Annotated in this window: 20 protein-coding genes, 1 tRNA gene and 1 other RNA gene; 21 read left to right on the top strand and 1 reads right to left on the bottom strand. The window is 40.4% G+C overall.

What is annotated here, in order from left to right; genetic code table 11:
• Positions 1-81 precede the first annotated feature (81 nt).
• The 13 genes from I2H52_RS08270 (at position 82) to I2H52_RS08215 (ending at position 9,524) form a co-directional block, all read left to right on the top strand.
• Positions 82-155 (top strand) — tRNA-Asn (locus I2H52_RS08270).
• Between the two features lie 208 nt (positions 156-363).
• Positions 364-597 (top strand): sigma(X)-activator ComW, encoded by a 234-nt coding sequence (gene comW, locus I2H52_RS09760; RefSeq protein ID WP_045616591.1) that lies wholly within the window; start codon positions 364-366, stop codon positions 595-597.
• Between the two features lie 244 nt (positions 598-841).
• Positions 842-2,128 carry an adenylosuccinate synthase gene (locus I2H52_RS08265; protein WP_045616593.1) on the top strand — a complete coding sequence of 429 codons (1,287 nt, stop codon included), beginning with the start codon at positions 842-844 and terminating at the stop codon, positions 2,126-2,128.
• Between the two features lie 199 nt (positions 2,129-2,327).
• Positions 2,328-2,795: a tRNA adenosine(34) deaminase TadA gene (gene tadA, locus I2H52_RS08260; protein ID WP_045616594.1), complete on the top strand. Its 468-nt coding sequence runs from the start codon at positions 2,328-2,330 to the stop codon at positions 2,793-2,795.
• A gap of 32 nt (positions 2,796-2,827) precedes the next feature.
• Positions 2,828-2,927, top strand: an RNA gene (gene ffs / locus I2H52_RS08255) — signal recognition particle sRNA small type.
• Positions 2,928-2,981: 54 nt separating this feature from the next.
• Positions 2,982-3,425 carry a dUTP diphosphatase gene (locus tag I2H52_RS08250; RefSeq protein ID WP_045616596.1) on the top strand — a complete coding sequence of 148 codons (444 nt, stop codon included), beginning with the start codon at positions 2,982-2,984 and terminating at the stop codon, positions 3,423-3,425.
• Positions 3,385-3,942: a histidine phosphatase family protein gene (locus I2H52_RS08245; RefSeq protein ID WP_195594982.1), complete on the top strand. Its 558-nt coding sequence runs from the start codon at positions 3,385-3,387 to the stop codon at positions 3,940-3,942. The genes I2H52_RS08250 and I2H52_RS08245 overlap by 41 nt, the downstream gene beginning before the upstream one ends.
• Positions 3,943-3,955: 13 nt before the next feature.
• Positions 3,956-5,317 carry a DNA repair protein RadA gene (gene radA / locus I2H52_RS08240; protein ID WP_071788303.1) on the top strand — a complete coding sequence of 454 codons (1,362 nt, stop codon included), beginning with the start codon at positions 3,956-3,958 and terminating at the stop codon, positions 5,315-5,317.
• A 71-nt stretch (positions 5,318-5,388) separates the two neighbouring features.
• Positions 5,389-5,883 (top strand): beta-class carbonic anhydrase, encoded by a 495-nt coding sequence (locus tag I2H52_RS08235; RefSeq protein ID WP_045616598.1) that lies wholly within the window; start codon positions 5,389-5,391, stop codon positions 5,881-5,883.
• Between the two features lie 213 nt (positions 5,884-6,096).
• On the top strand, positions 6,097-7,065 hold the full coding sequence (locus I2H52_RS08230) for a ribose-phosphate diphosphokinase (RefSeq protein ID WP_045616599.1): 969 nt from the start codon (positions 6,097-6,099) through the stop codon (positions 7,063-7,065).
• A 335-nt stretch (positions 7,066-7,400) separates the two neighbouring features.
• The gene (abpA, locus tag I2H52_RS08225; RefSeq protein WP_007522539.1) at positions 7,401-8,033 is read left to right on the top strand and encodes an amylase-binding adhesin AbpA; all 633 of its coding nucleotides are present in this window, start codon (positions 7,401-7,403) and stop codon (positions 8,031-8,033) included.
• Positions 8,034-8,118: 85 nt separating this feature from the next.
• Positions 8,119-8,952 carry a class B sortase, LPKTxAVK-specific gene (gene srtB, locus I2H52_RS08220; RefSeq protein WP_007522541.1) on the top strand — a complete coding sequence of 278 codons (834 nt, stop codon included), beginning with the start codon at positions 8,119-8,121 and terminating at the stop codon, positions 8,950-8,952.
• Between the two features lie 134 nt (positions 8,953-9,086).
• Positions 9,087-9,524: a CoA-binding protein gene (locus I2H52_RS08215; protein WP_195594980.1), complete on the top strand. Its 438-nt coding sequence runs from the start codon at positions 9,087-9,089 to the stop codon at positions 9,522-9,524.
• Between the two features lie 29 nt (positions 9,525-9,553).
• Here the strand turns inward: I2H52_RS08215 and I2H52_RS08210 are convergent, their stop codons facing one another.
• On the bottom strand, positions 9,554-10,564 hold the full coding sequence (locus I2H52_RS08210) for a YeiH family protein (protein WP_007522544.1): 1,011 nt from the start codon (positions 10,562-10,564) through the stop codon (positions 9,554-9,556).
• Between the two features lie 148 nt (positions 10,565-10,712).
• On the opposite strand from I2H52_RS08210, the gene I2H52_RS08205 reads away from it, so the two are divergent.
• The 8 genes from I2H52_RS08205 (at position 10,713) to I2H52_RS08170 (ending at position 15,551) form a co-directional block, all read left to right on the top strand.
• Complete coding sequence (locus tag I2H52_RS08205) at positions 10,713-11,882, top strand: pyridoxal phosphate-dependent aminotransferase (RefSeq protein ID WP_045616604.1); 1,170 nt, start codon at positions 10,713-10,715, stop codon at positions 11,880-11,882.
• A complete protein-coding gene (recO, locus tag I2H52_RS08200; RefSeq protein WP_045616605.1) occupies positions 11,879-12,649 on the top strand; it encodes a DNA repair protein RecO in 771 nt (256 codons plus the stop codon). The genes I2H52_RS08205 and recO overlap by 4 nt, the downstream gene beginning before the upstream one ends.
• Positions 12,646-13,638: a phosphate acyltransferase PlsX gene (gene plsX, locus I2H52_RS08195; RefSeq protein WP_045616606.1), complete on the top strand. Its 993-nt coding sequence runs from the start codon at positions 12,646-12,648 to the stop codon at positions 13,636-13,638. The genes recO and plsX overlap by 4 nt, the downstream gene beginning before the upstream one ends.
• A 4-nt stretch (positions 13,639-13,642) precedes the next feature.
• Positions 13,643-13,879, top strand: coding sequence for an acyl carrier protein (locus I2H52_RS08190; protein WP_000136441.1), 237 nt, complete (start codon positions 13,643-13,645; stop codon positions 13,877-13,879).
• A gap of 436 nt (positions 13,880-14,315) precedes the next feature.
• Positions 14,316-14,492: a bacteriocin gene (locus I2H52_RS08185; RefSeq protein WP_045616608.1), complete on the top strand. Its 177-nt coding sequence runs from the start codon at positions 14,316-14,318 to the stop codon at positions 14,490-14,492.
• A 231-nt stretch (positions 14,493-14,723) separates the two neighbouring features.
• Positions 14,724-14,894, top strand: coding sequence for a H354_08695 family bacteriocin-like peptide (locus I2H52_RS08180; RefSeq protein ID WP_045616610.1), 171 nt, complete (start codon positions 14,724-14,726; stop codon positions 14,892-14,894).
• 38 nt (positions 14,895-14,932) lie between these two features.
• Positions 14,933-15,121, top strand: coding sequence for a hypothetical protein (locus tag I2H52_RS08175; protein ID WP_033583546.1), 189 nt, complete (start codon positions 14,933-14,935; stop codon positions 15,119-15,121).
• A 235-nt stretch (positions 15,122-15,356) separates the two neighbouring features.
• Positions 15,357-15,551 carry a hypothetical protein gene (locus I2H52_RS08170; protein WP_045616613.1) on the top strand — a complete coding sequence of 65 codons (195 nt, stop codon included), beginning with the start codon at positions 15,357-15,359 and terminating at the stop codon, positions 15,549-15,551.
• Positions 15,552-15,670 lie beyond the last annotated feature (119 nt).

The raw sequence follows: 15,670 nt of genomic DNA, 5'->3' as shown, positions 1-15,670 counted from the left end.
CGAACACAGCAGTTAAGCCCTAGAACGCCGGAAGTAGTTGGGGGTTGCCCCCTGTGAGATATGGAAGTCGCTTAGCTTTTATCCGCCATAGCTCAGTTGGTAGTAGCGCATGACTGTTAATCATGATGTCGTAGGTTCGAGTCCTACTGGCGGAGTACTATTAGAAACGTTCAATCGAACGTTTTTTATTTTATAAATAAAGTAAACTTCTCAAAATTCAAAACTTAATTTTTTCATCTATAAATGCCTCTATATTTTATTTTTAGTCCGTTTAGCTTTAAATTCTACTTTTATAGGATTTGAAGCTTTTTTAGTTCTTATTTTTGTTAGACTAGTGTTAATAATAAGAAAGGGATTTTTTATATGCTTCAAAATTTTTATGATAGAGCATTTGTCTTTTTGAAATTAGTTGAACAAGAATATGCTTCTTTAGGTCAGAGTCGTGCTGAGTGGGAATCACTTCATCTTCGTTTTTTACTTTATTACTTGATAAGATTTAGAATTACAAGTGTTAAAGACTTTTATTTATATCATTTTCAGACGGCCTATCGCTTGTATTTAGATAAATTCTTGCTAGAAGGCACTACTCTAAACTAGTGAGTTTCATATATATCATTTATCACGAACAATAATCAGCATTGAATTTGTGAATTTAAGGATTTTATTTAAAATTTAAGGTTAGGATTTTTATAATTTACAGAAATTCCAAATCTTTTCTAGTGTTTCTTCTTGATAAAATAGTGTTTTTTTCTTATAATAAATTGTAAGATATAATTGCAGGTGAGACTCCTGCCATGTATATGAGAAAGGAAGAGCCACACGGCTCAGACAAAGTTTTACTATGACTTCAGTTGTTGTTGTTGGTACCCAGTGGGGTGATGAAGGTAAAGGGAAAATTACAGATTTTCTTTCAGCTAATGCAGAAGTGATTGCTCGTTATCAAGGTGGTGACAATGCTGGTCACACAATTGTGATTGATGGCAAGAAATTTAAGTTACACTTGATTCCATCAGGTATTTTCTTCCCCGAAAAGATTTCTGTTATTGGGAACGGGATGGTTGTAAACCCTAAATCTCTAGTAAAAGAATTGACCTATCTTCATGATGAAGGTGTGACAACAGATAATTTACGCATTTCGGATCGTGCGCATGTCATTTTGCCATATCATATTGAATTAGACCGTCTACAAGAAGAAGCTAAGGGCGACAATAAAATTGGGACAACTATCAAGGGTATTGGTCCAGCCTATATGGATAAAGCTGCTCGTGTTGGGATTCGTATTGCTGATCTTTTGGATAAGGATATTTTCCGTGAACGTTTGGAACGCAATCTTGCGGAAAAGAATCGTCTGTTTGAAAAATTGTATGACAGTACTCCTATTTCAATTGATGATGTTTTTGAAGAGTACTATGAGTACGGCCAACAAATCAAGCAGTATGTGACAGATACGTCTGTTATCTTAAATGATGCGCTTGATAATGGCAAACGTGTGCTTTTTGAAGGTGCGCAAGGTGTTATGTTGGATATTGACCAAGGTACGTATCCATTTGTTACGTCGTCAAACCCTGTCGCTGGTGGTGTGACAATTGGGTCTGGTGTTGGTCCAAGTAAGATTGACAAGGTTGTAGGTGTATGTAAAGCCTACACAAGTCGTGTAGGAGATGGACCTTTCCCAACTGAATTATTTGATGAAGTAGGGGATCGCATTCGTGAAGTAGGTCATGAATACGGTACAACAACTGGCCGTCCACGTCGTGTGGGTTGGTTTGACTCAGTTGTGATGCGCCATAGTCGTCGTGTATCTGGTATTACCAATCTTTCATTGAACTCTATTGATGTTTTGAGTGGTTTGGATACAGTGAAAATCTGTGTGGCCTATGATCTTGATGGTCAACGTATTGACTACTATCCAGCTAGCCTCGAGCAGTTGAAACGTTGCAAGCCTATCTATGAGGAATTGCCAGGTTGGTCAGAAGACATCACTGGAGTCCGTAATTTAGAAGACCTTCCTGAAAATGCACGCAACTATGTTCGTCGTGTAAGTGAGTTGGTTGGTGTTCGCATCTCAACATTCTCAGTAGGTCCTGGTCGTGAACAAACCAATATTTTAGAAAGTGTTTGGTCATAGGAGATTTTTAAGATTAGTTTAAGAGAGGTTGGGTATACTATAGACAGTTACAAGAAGACCTCCTAACTTGTTGTAGCAAAATCCTAAACTTTTCTTTTTCATAATAATCTCCCTATTAAGTCACCCCATTGGGTGGCTTTTTTTGTCTTGGGAATCATGATATAATAATAGAATCGACAAGTAGGAAAAGGAAAAATTGATGCATTATACAGTTGAAGAAAAAGAAAGCTTCATGAGAGAGGCCTTGAAGGAGGCAGAAATTGCTCTAGAACACGATGAAATTCCAATTGGCTGTGTGATTGTCAAGGATGGAGAAATCATTGGTAGGGGGCATAATGCGCGCGAAGAGTTGCAACGGGCGGTTATGCATGCAGAAATCATGGCCATAGAGAATGCGAACGCGAGTGAAGAAAGTTGGCGTCTGCTGGATTGTACCCTTTTTGTGACCATTGAGCCCTGTGTGATGTGTAGTGGGGCAATCGGGCTTGCCCGTATTCCAAAGGTAGTCTACGGGGCTAAGAATCAGAAATTTGGTGCAGCTGGAAGCTTGTACGATATTTTGACAGATGAGCGTCTCAATCATCGTGTAGAGGTTGCAACGGGAGTTTTGGAGAGTGAGTGTGCAGCAATTATGCAGGATTTTTTCCGAAATCGACGGAAAAAATAATTTCTCTTTAAAAACAGAGGGGAATGTGGTATAATAAACAGTGGAGCAACAGTTCTGCGTGAAGCGGGTCAGGGGAGGAATCCAGCAGCCCTAAGCGAGTGTGAATTGTGTGCTCTTTTTTCGTGCTTTTTTCGAATAAATAAGATAAAATAGCCTAGAATAAATGATAATAGAAAAGAGAAAAATATGAAAATTCGTGGTTTTGAATTGGTTTCGAGTTTTACAGATGAAAATTTGTTGCCTAAGCGTGAGACAGCTCATGCAGCTGGCTATGACTTAAAGGTTGCCGAACGCACTGTGATTGCTCCAGGAGAGATTGTTCTCGTCCCAACAGGAGTTAAGGCTTATATGCAACCGACAGAGGTTCTCTACCTCTATGATCGTTCTTCAAATCCTCGTAAAAAAGGCTTGGTCTTGATTAACTCTGTGGGTGTCATTGACGGAGACTATTATGGCAATCCAGGGAATGAAGGACATATCTTTGCTCAGATGAAAAATATTATTGATCAGGAAGTGGTTCTTGAAGTTGGCGAACGTGTAGTTCAGGCTGTCTTTGCGCCTTTCTTAATTGCAGATGGAGATGAGGCGGATGGTGTTCGAACAGGTGGATTTGGATCGACAGGGCACTAGGATGAAGATTATTTTTGTACGCCACGGAGAGCCAGATTACCGTGAGTTAGAGGAGCGTTCTTATACGGGATTTGGGATAGATTTGGCCCCCTTGTCTGAGAAGGGACGGCAGCAGGCACAGGGACTGAGCACCAATACTTTACTCCCTTCGGCTGAAATAATTGTATCTTCTGCAGTCACAAGAGCTTTAGAAACGGCTTCTTATGTAGCTTGTGTTACTGGACTTCCTTTGAGAGTGGAGCCATTATTGCATGAATGGCAGGTCTATAAAAGTGGCACAGATAATTTTGAAAAAGCTCGTACTATGTTTCTAGAAAATAAGGGAGAGTTACTTCCTAATAGTCCTGTTCAATATGAGACAGCTGAAGAGATGAAGTCTCGTTTTCTAGAATGCATGGCTAAGTATCGAGATTATCAGACCGTGATAGTGGTAACTCACAATATGCTCATGCGCCAGTTTGTAGCAAATGAGAAGATTGATTTTTGCCAAGTGATTGAGTGTGAGTTAGAGATATAGAAAGAGGTTTATCATCGCAAAGAAAAAAGCGACATTTGTATGTCAAAATTGTGGGTATAATTCACCTAAGTATCTAGGACGCTGTCCCAACTGTGGATCTTGGTCTTCTTTTGTAGAAGAGGTAGAGATTGCAGAGGTCAAGAATGCGCGTGTGTCCTTGGCAGGTGAGAAAACCAAGCCTATGAAACTGGCTGAGGTAACTTCAATCAATGTCAATCGAACCAAGACGGAGATGGAGGAATTCAACCGTGTCCTTGGAGGCGGAGTGGTTCCAGGAAGTCTCGTCCTAATTGGGGGAGATCCTGGAATCGGAAAATCAACTCTTCTCCTACAAGTTTCAACCCAGTTATCTCAAGTGGGTACGGTTCTATACGTCAGTGGGGAGGAGTCTGCCCAACAGATTAAGCTACGGGCAGAGCGCTTGGGGGATATTGATAGCGAGTTTTATCTCTATGCAGAGACCAATATGCAGAGTGTTCGTGCAGAGGTGGAGCGCATCCAACCAGACTTTCTCATTATCGACTCTATCCAGACTATTATGTCTCCTGAGATTTCAGGGGTACAGGGGTCTGTTTCTCAGGTGCGTGAGGTGACAGCTGAGCTCATGCAGTTGGCTAAGACCAATAACATCGCTATCTTTATCGTAGGGCATGTGACAAAGGAAGGTACTCTGGCCGGCCCGCGTATGTTGGAGCATATGGTAGATACAGTGCTTTACTTTGAAGGGGAACGCCACCATACCTTCCGCATCTTGAGAGCAGTCAAAAACCGCTTTGGTTCCACTAATGAGATTGGCATCTTTGAGATGCAGTCAGGTGGGTTGGTTGAGGTGCTCAATCCGAGTCAAGTTTTCCTAGAAGAGCGTTTGGACGGGGCGACTGGTTCATCCATCGTGGTAACTATGGAAGGGACACGTCCAATTCTTGCTGAAGTGCAAGCCTTGGTGACACCGACTATGTTTGGGAATGCCAAGCGCACGACGACAGGGCTTGATTTCAATCGTGCTAGTTTGATTATGGCTGTTTTGGAAAAACGTGCAGGGCTTCTCTTGCAAAATCAGGATGCCTATCTCAAATCTGCTGGTGGTGTCAAATTAGATGAACCTGCTATTGATTTAGCTGTTGCGGTTGCTATTGCTTCGAGCTATAAAGACAAGCCAACCAATCCTCAGGAATGCTTTGTAGGAGAGTTAGGCTTGACTGGAGAGATTCGGCGTGTGAATCGTATCGAGCAGCGCATCAATGAAGCTGCTAAACTTGGATTTACAAAAATTTATGTACCTAAGAATTCCTTGACAGGCATTAAACCACCTCAAGAAATTCAGGTCATTGGGGTGACGACTATTCAGGAAGTTTTGAAAATGGTCTTTGCTTAATCTGTGACAAATCCTCTCAAAAATGATAAGATAGGGGAAATATTTGATTATCAAATTTTAAGGGGGAAATCGTGTCGTATTTTGAACAGTTTATGCAAGCCAATCAGGCTTATGTTGCCCTTCATGGGAAATTAAATCTGCCACTTAAACCGAAAACAAGAGTAGCAATTGTGACCTGCATGGACTCACGGCTACACGTCGCGCAAGCTTTAGGTTTAGCACTTGGGGATGCTCATATCTTGCGGAATGCTGGCGGCAGAGTAACAGAGGACATGATTCGTTCTCTGGTGATCTCTCAGCAACAAATGGGCACACGTGAAATTGTGGTGCTTCACCATACAGACTGTGGAGCTCAGACCTTTCAAAATGAGGCTTTTCAAGAGCATTTGAAGCACGAACTCGGGGTTGATGTGTTTGATCAAGATTTTTTACCATTCCAGGATGTTGAAGAGAGTGTGAGAGAGGATATGCAATTGCTTCGAGAATCTCCACTGATTCCTGATGATGTGGTTATTTCAGGTGCTGTCTATGATGTGGATACAGGGAGTATGAGAGAAGTATACTAACTTTATCTCGCAGAATTTCTAATCCTAGCATAAGATTGCTACTTCAAATGTAGCAATCTTAATTTTAATGTAGCTAATATAAAGTAGCAAAAAACAAGGGTATAAATGTTTGCCCTTGTTTTATTTTTGATTGAAAAATAAAGGGAAAAGCGCTACAATGGTAGATGGAAAATGTTGTGAAAAACAAGTGATACATAAATACCGGAGGAAATCATGTCTTTTTCTGATTTAAAGCTGTTTGCCCTTTCTTCTAATAGAGAATTGGCAGAGCGTGTGGCACAAGAGATTGGGATAGAGTTGGGGAAATCGACTGTTCGCCAATTTTCAGATGGAGAGATTCAGGTCAACATCGAAGAATCAATCCGTGGAAAACACGTCTTTATCTTACAATCAACGAGCTCACCTGTAAATGACAATCTGCTTGAAATTTTGATCATGGTAGATGCCTTGAAGCGAGCTAGTGCAGAATCTGTCAACGTTGTCATGCCTTACTATGGTTACGCACGTCAGGATAGAAAAGCGAGAGCGCGTGAGCCAATCACTTCAAAACTCGTTGCAAATATGCTAGAAGTGGCTGGAGTGGATCGTTTGTTGACGATTGATTTGCACGCTGCACAGATTCAGGGATTCTTTGATATTCCTGTGGATCACTTGATGGGTGCTCCATTGATCGCGGATTATTTCGAACGTCGTGGAATGGTTGGGAAAGATTATGTTGTTGTCAGCCCAGACCATGGTGGGGTGACTCGTGCTCGCAAATTGGCAGAGTTTTTGAAAACTCCGATTGCGATTATTGATAAACGCCGTAGTGTAGACAAGATGAATACCAGTGAAGTGATGAATATCATTGGTAAGGTAGAAGGTAAGACTTGTATCTTGATTGATGATATGATTGATACGGCTGGAACGATTTGCCATGCGGCGGATGCTCTTGCTGAAGCAGATGCTGTTGAAGTTTATGCAAGCTGTACGCACCCAGTTCTTTCAGGGCCAGCTATGGAGAATATCCAAAAATCAGCTATTAAAAAATTGGTTGTTTTGGATACTATATACCTACCAGAAGAGCGTTTGATTGATAAGATTGAACAGATTTCTATTGCCCACCTCTTAGGAGATGCCATCGTTCGTATCCACGAAAAACGCCCTCTTTCTCCTCTATTTTGTATTGAGAAAAAGATTTAAAACTTACAACTGAAAATATGTGAGTTATATAAGAATCTAATAGTAATGAAAACTTTGTTTTAGAATCTCTTATAAGAGATTCTAAACGTAGATTTAGTAAATCCATAAACCTAAAGAAGTTAGAACACATATTGTTCGCTTTTTGCACATATTTTATTAGTTGGCATAGATTAAAAACGCTTTCTTCTATTGTGTAACGAAATTTTTCTTTGCTTTATTAGATTTTTTTAAAAAAAATAAAAAAAACACTTGACAATCACCATATATATGATATACTTTAGGTAATAAGGCGAGGCCTTATAAATTAAATAAGAAATTAAAGAGGAGATGAAACAATGAAAAAAGTTTTATTGTCATCAGTAGTAGCTCTTGCAGTATTTTCTGCAGCAGCCCCAGCATTTGCAGATATCAATGGTGGAGCTAACACTCCTGGAGCATATGATTCACGCGAAGCATATGAAAACCAATCTGAATTTGTAAGTGCTCGTACAGTTGAAGAGTACCTTAACGGTCATATGGAAGACATCAAAGCTGAAGCAGCACAAGATCCTGCTGTAGTTGCAGCTAAAGCTGAACTTGATGCTGTTGAAGGTGGTTCACACCTTTACGGTGAAAAGAAAGCAGCTTATGAAGCAGCATTCAACACTGCATTCTTGAACGTACGTAACAAATATGTACAACAATTCCAAACTGTTCAAAACACAGCTAAGAAAAAAGAAGGACGTTACTATATCTTGAACGAAACTCCAGAACAAAAGAATGCTCGTTACGAGAAAGAACATGGTAAAGCAGCAGCTGATCAAGCAGCAGCTGATCAAGCAGCAGCTGATAAACCATCTGCTAAACCAGAAGAAGGTAAACCAGGTGTAGCTGATCAAGCTAAAAAATCTGCTGAAGCAGCTAAAAAAGCTGGTGTAGATGCAAAAGCTGGTCAAAAAGCTCTTCCAAAAACACACGCTGCTAAATAATTCATTTATTTGGTGAAGTATCCTATCACTGAAACTTTGTTTCAGTGATTTTTTTGATAATAGTAGAATAGTTGAAGGAGAAAAAATGAGTAAACGCTCTAAAAAAACCAAAGGGTCCATTTGGAAAATTATTCTCTCCGCGCTTACAATAGCGCTTGTTGCAATAGGTGGCTATTTTGTATTTAATAGTTTTGCAACTCCAAAGGGAACAACTAACGAACCAGAAGTTACTCAAGAAGCATCGAAACCGTCCTATGTTGTTAGTGCAGAAGAAAAAGAATACCTTTCAAATAGATTTAAGGGCTTAACTGCAACTAATTCTGAAACAATTGCTTATGTCTATGCTCCCGGAACACAGTTAGACGAGCCTGTTGTTCAAACAAAGGATAATGAGACCTATCTAAATAAGACCTTTGAAGGAGAACAGGTACCTTATTTGGGTGCGGTATTCATGGATGCTGATAATAAGAAAGATTTTAGTGATCATTTAACTTGGCTATTTGGTCATGCTAGAGGTAGTAAGGTTGGTGATCATCGTATGTTTAATGATGTGAACTACTATAGTCGTCAAGAATATTTTAATGAGCACCCCTATGTTGTTATTGAAACACCCGATAGAAAGTATTACTACGAAGCTGTTGCGATGATTATTGTACCAGAAGAAACAGCCTTCTATCGTACCAGTTTTGAAGATGATAAAGATTTTGAAAAGCAGTTAACTACAATTTATGATACAGCAGAGGTTAAGAAACCAAATGTAAAAGTATCTGCTACAGATAAGTATCTTGTCCTCTCAACTTGTCGTGAAGAGGATGATACTATTCGTGCCAATCTTTACCTTCGCCAAATTCCTGATTCAGAGATCAATGAGTTTGTGAAGCAACATGGTGATCAACTTGCATATAAAGCAACAAGATAAACTAAAATAAAAAGAAATAATTTTTTAACTTCTTAAATCCTTTAAACAGATTTAAGAAGTTTTTTATATGATGAATTGTAAAATATAGTCAATATTAGTAAAATATGCTATACTGATGAAAAAGGAGGATTTCTATGAGCCAAGAATTTATCAATCCAAGTGATGGTGTGGTCCGTCAATATCTTGCAACCAGTAAAACGTTAGCGGTAGTAGGCTTGTCCGATCGTGAAGAAACAACTAGCAATCGAGTGACTAAGGAAATGCAGGCTCGAGGCTACAAAATCATTCCAGTCAATCCCAAAGCTGCAGGTGGTGAAATCTTGGGAGAAAAGGCCTATGCAAGCCTAGCTGAGATTCCTTATCCTGTGGATATTGTCAATGTTTACCGACGTAGCGAGTTTTTACCAGATGTGGCGCGTGATTTTCTCAAGGCTGATGCCAAGATTTTTTGGGCACAACTAGGGCTAGAAAATCTAGAAGCGGAAGAAATCCTGCGTGCTGGGGGATGCGATGACATTGTGATGAATCGCTGTATCAAGAGAGAACATACTCGCTTAATTCTTGAGCAATAAAAAGGTAGCCATGGGCTACCTTTTTTGTGTTATAAAGTACCAATCAATGCTTGCATGCCAAGACTGGTGAGGATGATGGCAATCCAGCAAAGGGCTCCGAGGACGATAGATTTACCACTGGATCTAACCATGGCAATCAGATTGGTTTTGAGACCGATGGCACTCATGGCCATGATGATAAAGAATTTAGAGAGTTGTTTGAGAGGGGTAAAGAAGCTACTGGGCACACCGAAAGAGGTAAGGAGAGTCGTTAAGAGGGAGGCTAGGATAAAATAAAGGATAAAAAGTGGGAAAACTTTTTTCAGTTGTACGCCTTGTTTATTTTCTTGCTGGCGACTTTGCCAGTAGGAGAGAAAGAGAGTGATGGGAATGATCGCTAAGGTGCGCGTGAGTTTAACAATGGTTGCGGACTCAAGGGTATTGGTTTGGTAAAGACTGTCCCAGGCGCTAGCTGTGGCCGTTACAGAAGAAGTATCGTTGACCGCAGTACCCGCAAAGAGGGCAAAGCCTTCGTTGGATAGGTGTAGCCAAGTTCCCAGGGTCGGAAAGATGAGTGCCGCTAAGACATTGAAGAAAAAGATAACGGAGATAGCTTGGGCTACTTCTTTTTCCTTGGCATGGATAACGGGTGCTGTCGCAGCAATGGCAGAACCACCACAAATCGAAGACCCCACTCCAATCAAGGTAGCCAATTTAGTATCCAAATCAAAAAAGCGCTGGAAGAGGTAGGCGACAATCAAGGAAATCGAAATGGTGGAGAGGATAACAGGGAGCGAAGATTGCCCGACCGCGAATACTTGCGAGATATTGAGACCAAAACCAAGCAAGATGACGGCATACTGGAGTAATTTTTTAGAACTAAAGGTCAAACCAGCATCTAGTTGTTTGTAGGGCGAGAGCCAGGGGTGTAGGAGCATTCCCATAAAGATTGCAAAAACAGGTGCACCCACGACGGGGAAAAGTCCTCCTAGAAACCAAGAAATGATAGAAATGAGAAGGCAGGCCAAGATGCCTGCACCATTTTTTGATAGAAATGACATAAAAACCTCCAATCATAATCTGTTACCATTATAGACCTGTAAACAGGAAAAGTAAAATAGAAAGTGGAAAGCTATCCTATAATGTATTTTTGCGGTCGGGGGGCTTTTGTAGTATAATAGAGATACGTTTTGAGAGTAGGAGGTATCTATGGACTTAACTAAGCGCTTTAATAAACAGTTAGACAAGATTCAAGTTTCCTTGATTCGCCAGTTTGACCAGGCTATTTCGGAGATTCCTGGGGTCCTGCGTTTGACCTTGGGGGAACCTGATTTTACAACGCCAGATCATGTTAAGGAAGCGGCTAAGCGGGCCATCGACCAGAACCAATCCTACTATACAGGGATGAGTGGTCTGTTAACATTACGTCAGGCAGCCAGTGATTTTGTAAAAGAAAAATACCAGCTAGATTATAATCCTGAAAATGAGATCTTGGTTACAATTGGGGCGACAGAGGCTTTATCGGCTACTTTGACAGCTATTTTGGAAGAGGGAGATAAGGTGCTCTTGCCAGCTCCTGCCTATCCAGGTTATGAGCCGATTGTCAATCTAGTTGGGGCAGAGGTTGTCGAGATTGATACGACTGAAAATGGTTTTGTCTTGACTCCTGAGATGTTGGAAAAGGCCATTTTGGAGCAAGGCGACAAGCTCAAGGCGGTCATTCTCAACTATCCAGCCAATCCGACAGGAATTACCTATAGTCGGGAGCAGTTGGAAGCCTTGGCGGACGTTTTACGCAAGTATGAGATTTTCGTTGTCTGTGATGAGGTTTACTCAGAATTAACCTATACAGGCGAAGCCCATGTATCTTTGGGAACTATGCTGAGAGATCAGGCTATTATTATCAATGGTTTATCTAAGTCTCATGCTATGACAGGTTGGCGTTTAGGCTTTATCTTTGCTCCTGTAGCCTTTACAGCTCAGTTAATCAAGAGTCACCAGTACTTGGTAACTGCCGCAAACACTATGGCTCAACATGCTGCGGTGGAGGCTTTGACGGCGGGTAAAAACGACGCGGAGCCTATGAAGAAGGAGTACATTCAGCGTCGTGATTATATTATCGAGAAAATGACTGCTCTTGGTTTTGAGATTATCAAACCAGACGGTGCCTTCTATATCTTTGCTAAGATTCCTGCTGGCTACAATCAAGATTCCTTTGCTTTTCTGAAGGATTTTGCTCAGAAGAAGGCTGTTGCCTTTATCCCTGGTGCCGCCTTTGGACGCTACGGAGAAGGCTATGTTCGCCTATCTTATGCAGCTAGCATGGAGACTATCAAAGAAGCCATGAAACGACTTGAGGAGTACATGAGAGAAGCATGATTCAGTCTATCACGAGTCAAGGCTTGGTGCTCTACAATCGTAATTTTCGTGAGGATGACAAGTTAGTCAAGATTTTTACCGAGCAGGCTGGCAAGCGCATGTTTTTCGTCAAACACGCTGGTCAGTCCAAACTAGCTCCTGTTATTCAGCCCTTGGTGTTGGCACGATTTCTCTTGCGAATCAATGATGATGGGCTCAGCTATATCGAGGACTACCATGAGGTGATGACCTTTTCAAAGATTAATAGCGATCTCTTTGTCATGGCCTATGCGACCTACGTAGCAGCTCTTGCAGATGCTAGTGTGCAGGACAATCAGCAGGATGCTCCCTTGTTTGCTTTTTTGCAAAAGACTTTGGAGTTGATGGAAGAGGGTTTGGATTATCAGGTTTTGACCAATATTTTTGAAATTCAAATCTTGACTCGATTTGGAATTAGTCTCAATTTTAATGAGTGTGTCTTTTGCCATCGGGTCGGTCAGGCCTTTGACTTTTCTTTCAAATATGGAGCCTGCCTCTGTCCAGAGCATTATCATGAAGATGAGAGACGTTGCCATCTCAATCCCAATATCCCTTATCTTCTCAATCAATTTCAAGCCATTGATTTTGAGACCTTGGAGACCATTTCGCTCAAGCCTGAAATTAAGCAAGACTTGCGCAAGTTTATAGATCAAATCTACGAAGAGTATGTTGGAATTCACCTAAAATCAAAGAAATTTATTGATTCCCTAGCAGACTGGGGGCAATTACTAAAAGAGGAAGACAAATGAAAAAAATTGCAGTAGATGCTATGGGGGGCGATTATGCACCTCAAGCCATCGTTGAGGGTGTCAATCAAGCCCTTGCTGACTTTTCAGATATTGAGATTCAACTCTATGGAGACGAAAGCAAAATCAAGCAATATCTAACAGCGACAGAACGCGTCAGCATTATTCATACGGATGAGAAGATTGATTTTGATGATGAGCCGACAAAAGCTATTCGTAAGAAGAAAAATGCCAGTATGGTATTAGCGGCTAAGGCAGTCAAAGAAGGAGAGGCAGACGCTGTCCTCTCGGCTGGGAATACAGGTGCCTTGTTGGCTGCAGGATTTTTCATTGTCGGTCGTATCAAGAATATCGACCGTCCTGGACTCATGTCGACCTTACCGACCATTGATGGCAAGGGCTTTGACATGCTAGACCTTGGAGCCAATGCAGAAAATACAGCTCATCATCTGCACCAATACGCTGTTTTGGGTTCTTTTTACGCGAAAAATGTTCGTGGGATTTCGAAACCACGTGTTGGTTTGCTCAATAATGGAACAGAAAGTAGCAAGGGTGACCCTCTTCGTAAGGAAACCTACGCCTTGCTAGCGACGGATGAAAGCTTGAATTTTGTCGGAAACGTGGAAGCGCGTGATTTGATGAATGGCGTTGCGGATGTTGTTGTGGCAGATGGTTTCACGGGAAACGCTGTGCTCAAATCTATTGAAGGGACAGCCATGGGTATCATGGGCTTGCTTAAGACAGCTATCACAGGTGGTGGTCTTCGAGCGAAACTAGGTGCTCTTCTTCTCAAGGATAGCCTTAAAGGTTTGAAAAAGCAACTCAACTATTCAGATGTTGGTGGAGCGGTCTTGTTTGGTGTTAAGGCACCGGTTGTCAAGACTCATGGCTCAAGTGATGCCAAGGCTGTGTATAGTACGATTCGCCAGATTCGTACCATGCTAGAAACAGACGTAGTTGCCCAGACTGCGCGTGAATTTTCAGGAGAATAAAAAGATGACAGAAAAAGAAATTTTTGACCGTATTGTAACCATTATCCAAGAGCGACAAGGAGAGGACTTTGTCGTAACAGAGGCCTTGAGTTTGAAAGATGATCTAGATGCGGACTCAGTGGATTTGATGGAGTTCGTCTTGACACTAGAAGATGAATTTGGGATTGAAATTAGTGATGAAGAAATTGACCAACTGCAAAGTGTAGGAGATGTTGTAGCAGTTGTCAAAAGTAAAGAATAGCAAAAAGCAACATGATTTGCATGTTGCTTTTTTGTTTGCAGAAAGAAGAAAAATTTTTAGTGGGAATTACGAATAAAGAGATGAGAAAGATAAAAGGAGGAATGTTTATGTATGTGACTGTTCTTTATCCGTGGTTCATTAAGTGGCTTTTAAAATAAAAATGAATGAATTGTTCATTTTCGAATTGTTTTTCGAATAGATAAGGTAAGAGAAAGGAAGGAGACTACGCGATGTATTTGCCAATCTTATTGCCATGGTTTATCAAATGGTATTTAAAATAAATGAAATTTACCTGTTCATTTTAGATCACTTCTCGAATAGATAAGTGAGAAGAACAGGAAGAAAAAAAGATTTCAGTAATTTACCCAATCTGGTTTTTAAAATGATTTAAGAGCTAGAAGTCGTAAACTAAAAAATAGAAATAAAGGAGAAAAAGATGACAAACTTTGACAACATGGAACAGAACTTTGCAGCTCTTACAGAAGAAGAATTGACGGATGTGAATGGGGGAATTGCTTGGGAGGTAGTCTCTGTGGGTATTGCGATTGGCTGGGGGATTTATCAAGTTGGTGAAGCTGCTGGTAAAACATTCTACTACATTACTCATCCATAGTTTTTGATAAATATGAGCAAGAAAACATTTTGGATTATACTACTCGTTATTACAATTGTGGTGACTGCCGTTGGTTTAGGATTGTCTGCATATAATTATTACGTTTTTGATAGACCTTTTTTCAACAGTACTACTAAAGGCCTGTTGTCTGCATTTGTTATGAGTGTATTGATGATTATTATCGGTGTATTAAAAGAAAACTAATTTTTATTATTAAAATGGAGGACAAATATGTCAAATTTACAAACTATTGAACAAAATTATACTACGTTAAGTGATATTGAATTACAAGGAGTTGATGGTGGGGGAGTGTTACTTGTGGTTGGTGGTGGTATTTTGGCTATCGGACTGTTAGCTTGGGGGGCATATAATGGTTATCAGTCGGCAGCACGAGGTGGATAAAAAATAGTAGATTGTTTTTTAGTAAATAGGAGTCTGCTATGAAACAATTCTTATTAGGATTTGCTGAGGGGTATTTTGTCGTATCGATCATTATTTATATCGCAACGTATTTGATTATGAAAAATCCGATCAATACCTTGTTTTATCCAGAAACCTATCCAATTCTACTTGGTCTATTTTATGTAGGATACAAGTACAAAACAAAAGAAAGTACGATTGGGAATTGATGGACCATCAGATTGGAGTTTGAGATGAAAGTTGTTCAATTACTACGAAAATCTTGGCCAGAGACCACTGTATTGTTTAGCTCGATGGCTTATCTAATTATTAGACTCATGGCTGATATAAACAAGATACATCTACCTACATGGTTTGAATATTTTGATTTGCCTACGATTTCCTTGTTCTTAGTGGTTTTTATTTTACTTTATCGGGGCCAAGGAGAAAGAAAAGGAGAATAGAATGAATAGGATTGTAAAATATGTTCTACTATTTACTTTCCTGTTTTTGATGAATATTTTCATCTTTGGGATTCTAGCAACTCTTGGATTCCAGCTAACAATGAGTGAAAGTAGTTATATGGTGCCACCTGTGTTTGCGTTTATCGTTTTATACGCTATTCACAAAAGAAGTGGGAAAGGTAAAAAATCTGTGTAATTGAATATTCTAGGCAGGGCCCTTGTTCTGCCTATTTTCTTTGGCAAAAGTGCTGTTCAGGTGAGGATATTGTTTTTTCAGAAATAATTCCCTTATTTCTTTCTTGTTTAGCTAAAATA

The organism is Streptococcus oralis (genome assembly GCF_015561235.1).
Classification (GTDB): domain Bacteria; phylum Bacillota; class Bacilli; order Lactobacillales; family Streptococcaceae; genus Streptococcus; species Streptococcus oralis_BK.
The sequence above is the reverse complement of the archived record's forward strand: the minus strand, read 5'-3'. Positions and strand labels throughout refer to the sequence as shown.

Bases quoted from the DNA above. Each gene is read 5' to 3' on its own strand.
- comW (WP_045616591.1), top strand. From the start codon at position 364: ATGCTTCAAAATTTTTATGATAGAGCATTTGTCTTTTTGAAATTAGTT.
- I2H52_RS08265 (WP_045616593.1), top strand. From the start codon at position 842: ATGACTTCAGTTGTTGTTGTTGGTACCCAGTGGGGTGATGAAGGTAAA.
- tadA (WP_045616594.1), top strand. From the start codon at position 2,328: ATGCATTATACAGTTGAAGAAAAAGAAAGCTTCATGAGAGAGGCCTTG.
- I2H52_RS08250 (WP_045616596.1), top strand. From the start codon at position 2,982: ATGAAAATTCGTGGTTTTGAATTGGTTTCGAGTTTTACAGATGAAAAT.
- I2H52_RS08245 (WP_195594982.1), top strand. From the start codon at position 3,385: ATGGTGTTCGAACAGGTGGATTTGGATCGACAGGGCACTAGGATGAAG.
- I2H52_RS08230 (WP_045616599.1), top strand. From the start codon at position 6,097: ATGTCTTTTTCTGATTTAAAGCTGTTTGCCCTTTCTTCTAATAGAGAA.
- abpA (WP_007522539.1), top strand. From the start codon at position 7,401: ATGAAAAAAGTTTTATTGTCATCAGTAGTAGCTCTTGCAGTATTTTCT.
- srtB (WP_007522541.1), top strand. From the start codon at position 8,119: ATGAGTAAACGCTCTAAAAAAACCAAAGGGTCCATTTGGAAAATTATT.
- I2H52_RS08215 (WP_195594980.1), top strand. From the start codon at position 9,087: ATGAGCCAAGAATTTATCAATCCAAGTGATGGTGTGGTCCGTCAATAT.
- I2H52_RS08210 (WP_007522544.1), bottom strand. From the start codon at position 10,564: ATGTCATTTCTATCAAAAAATGGTGCAGGCATCTTGGCCTGCCTTCTC.
- I2H52_RS08205 (WP_045616604.1), top strand. From the start codon at position 10,713: ATGGACTTAACTAAGCGCTTTAATAAACAGTTAGACAAGATTCAAGTT.
- recO (WP_045616605.1), top strand. From the start codon at position 11,879: ATGATTCAGTCTATCACGAGTCAAGGCTTGGTGCTCTACAATCGTAAT.
- plsX (WP_045616606.1), top strand. From the start codon at position 12,646: ATGAAAAAAATTGCAGTAGATGCTATGGGGGGCGATTATGCACCTCAA.
- I2H52_RS08190 (WP_000136441.1), top strand. From the start codon at position 13,643: ATGACAGAAAAAGAAATTTTTGACCGTATTGTAACCATTATCCAAGAG.
- I2H52_RS08185 (WP_045616608.1), top strand. From the start codon at position 14,316: ATGACAAACTTTGACAACATGGAACAGAACTTTGCAGCTCTTACAGAA.
- I2H52_RS08180 (WP_045616610.1), top strand. From the start codon at position 14,724: ATGTCAAATTTACAAACTATTGAACAAAATTATACTACGTTAAGTGAT.
- I2H52_RS08175 (WP_033583546.1), top strand. From the start codon at position 14,933: ATGAAACAATTCTTATTAGGATTTGCTGAGGGGTATTTTGTCGTATCG.
- I2H52_RS08170 (WP_045616613.1), top strand. From the start codon at position 15,357: ATGAATAGGATTGTAAAATATGTTCTACTATTTACTTTCCTGTTTTTG.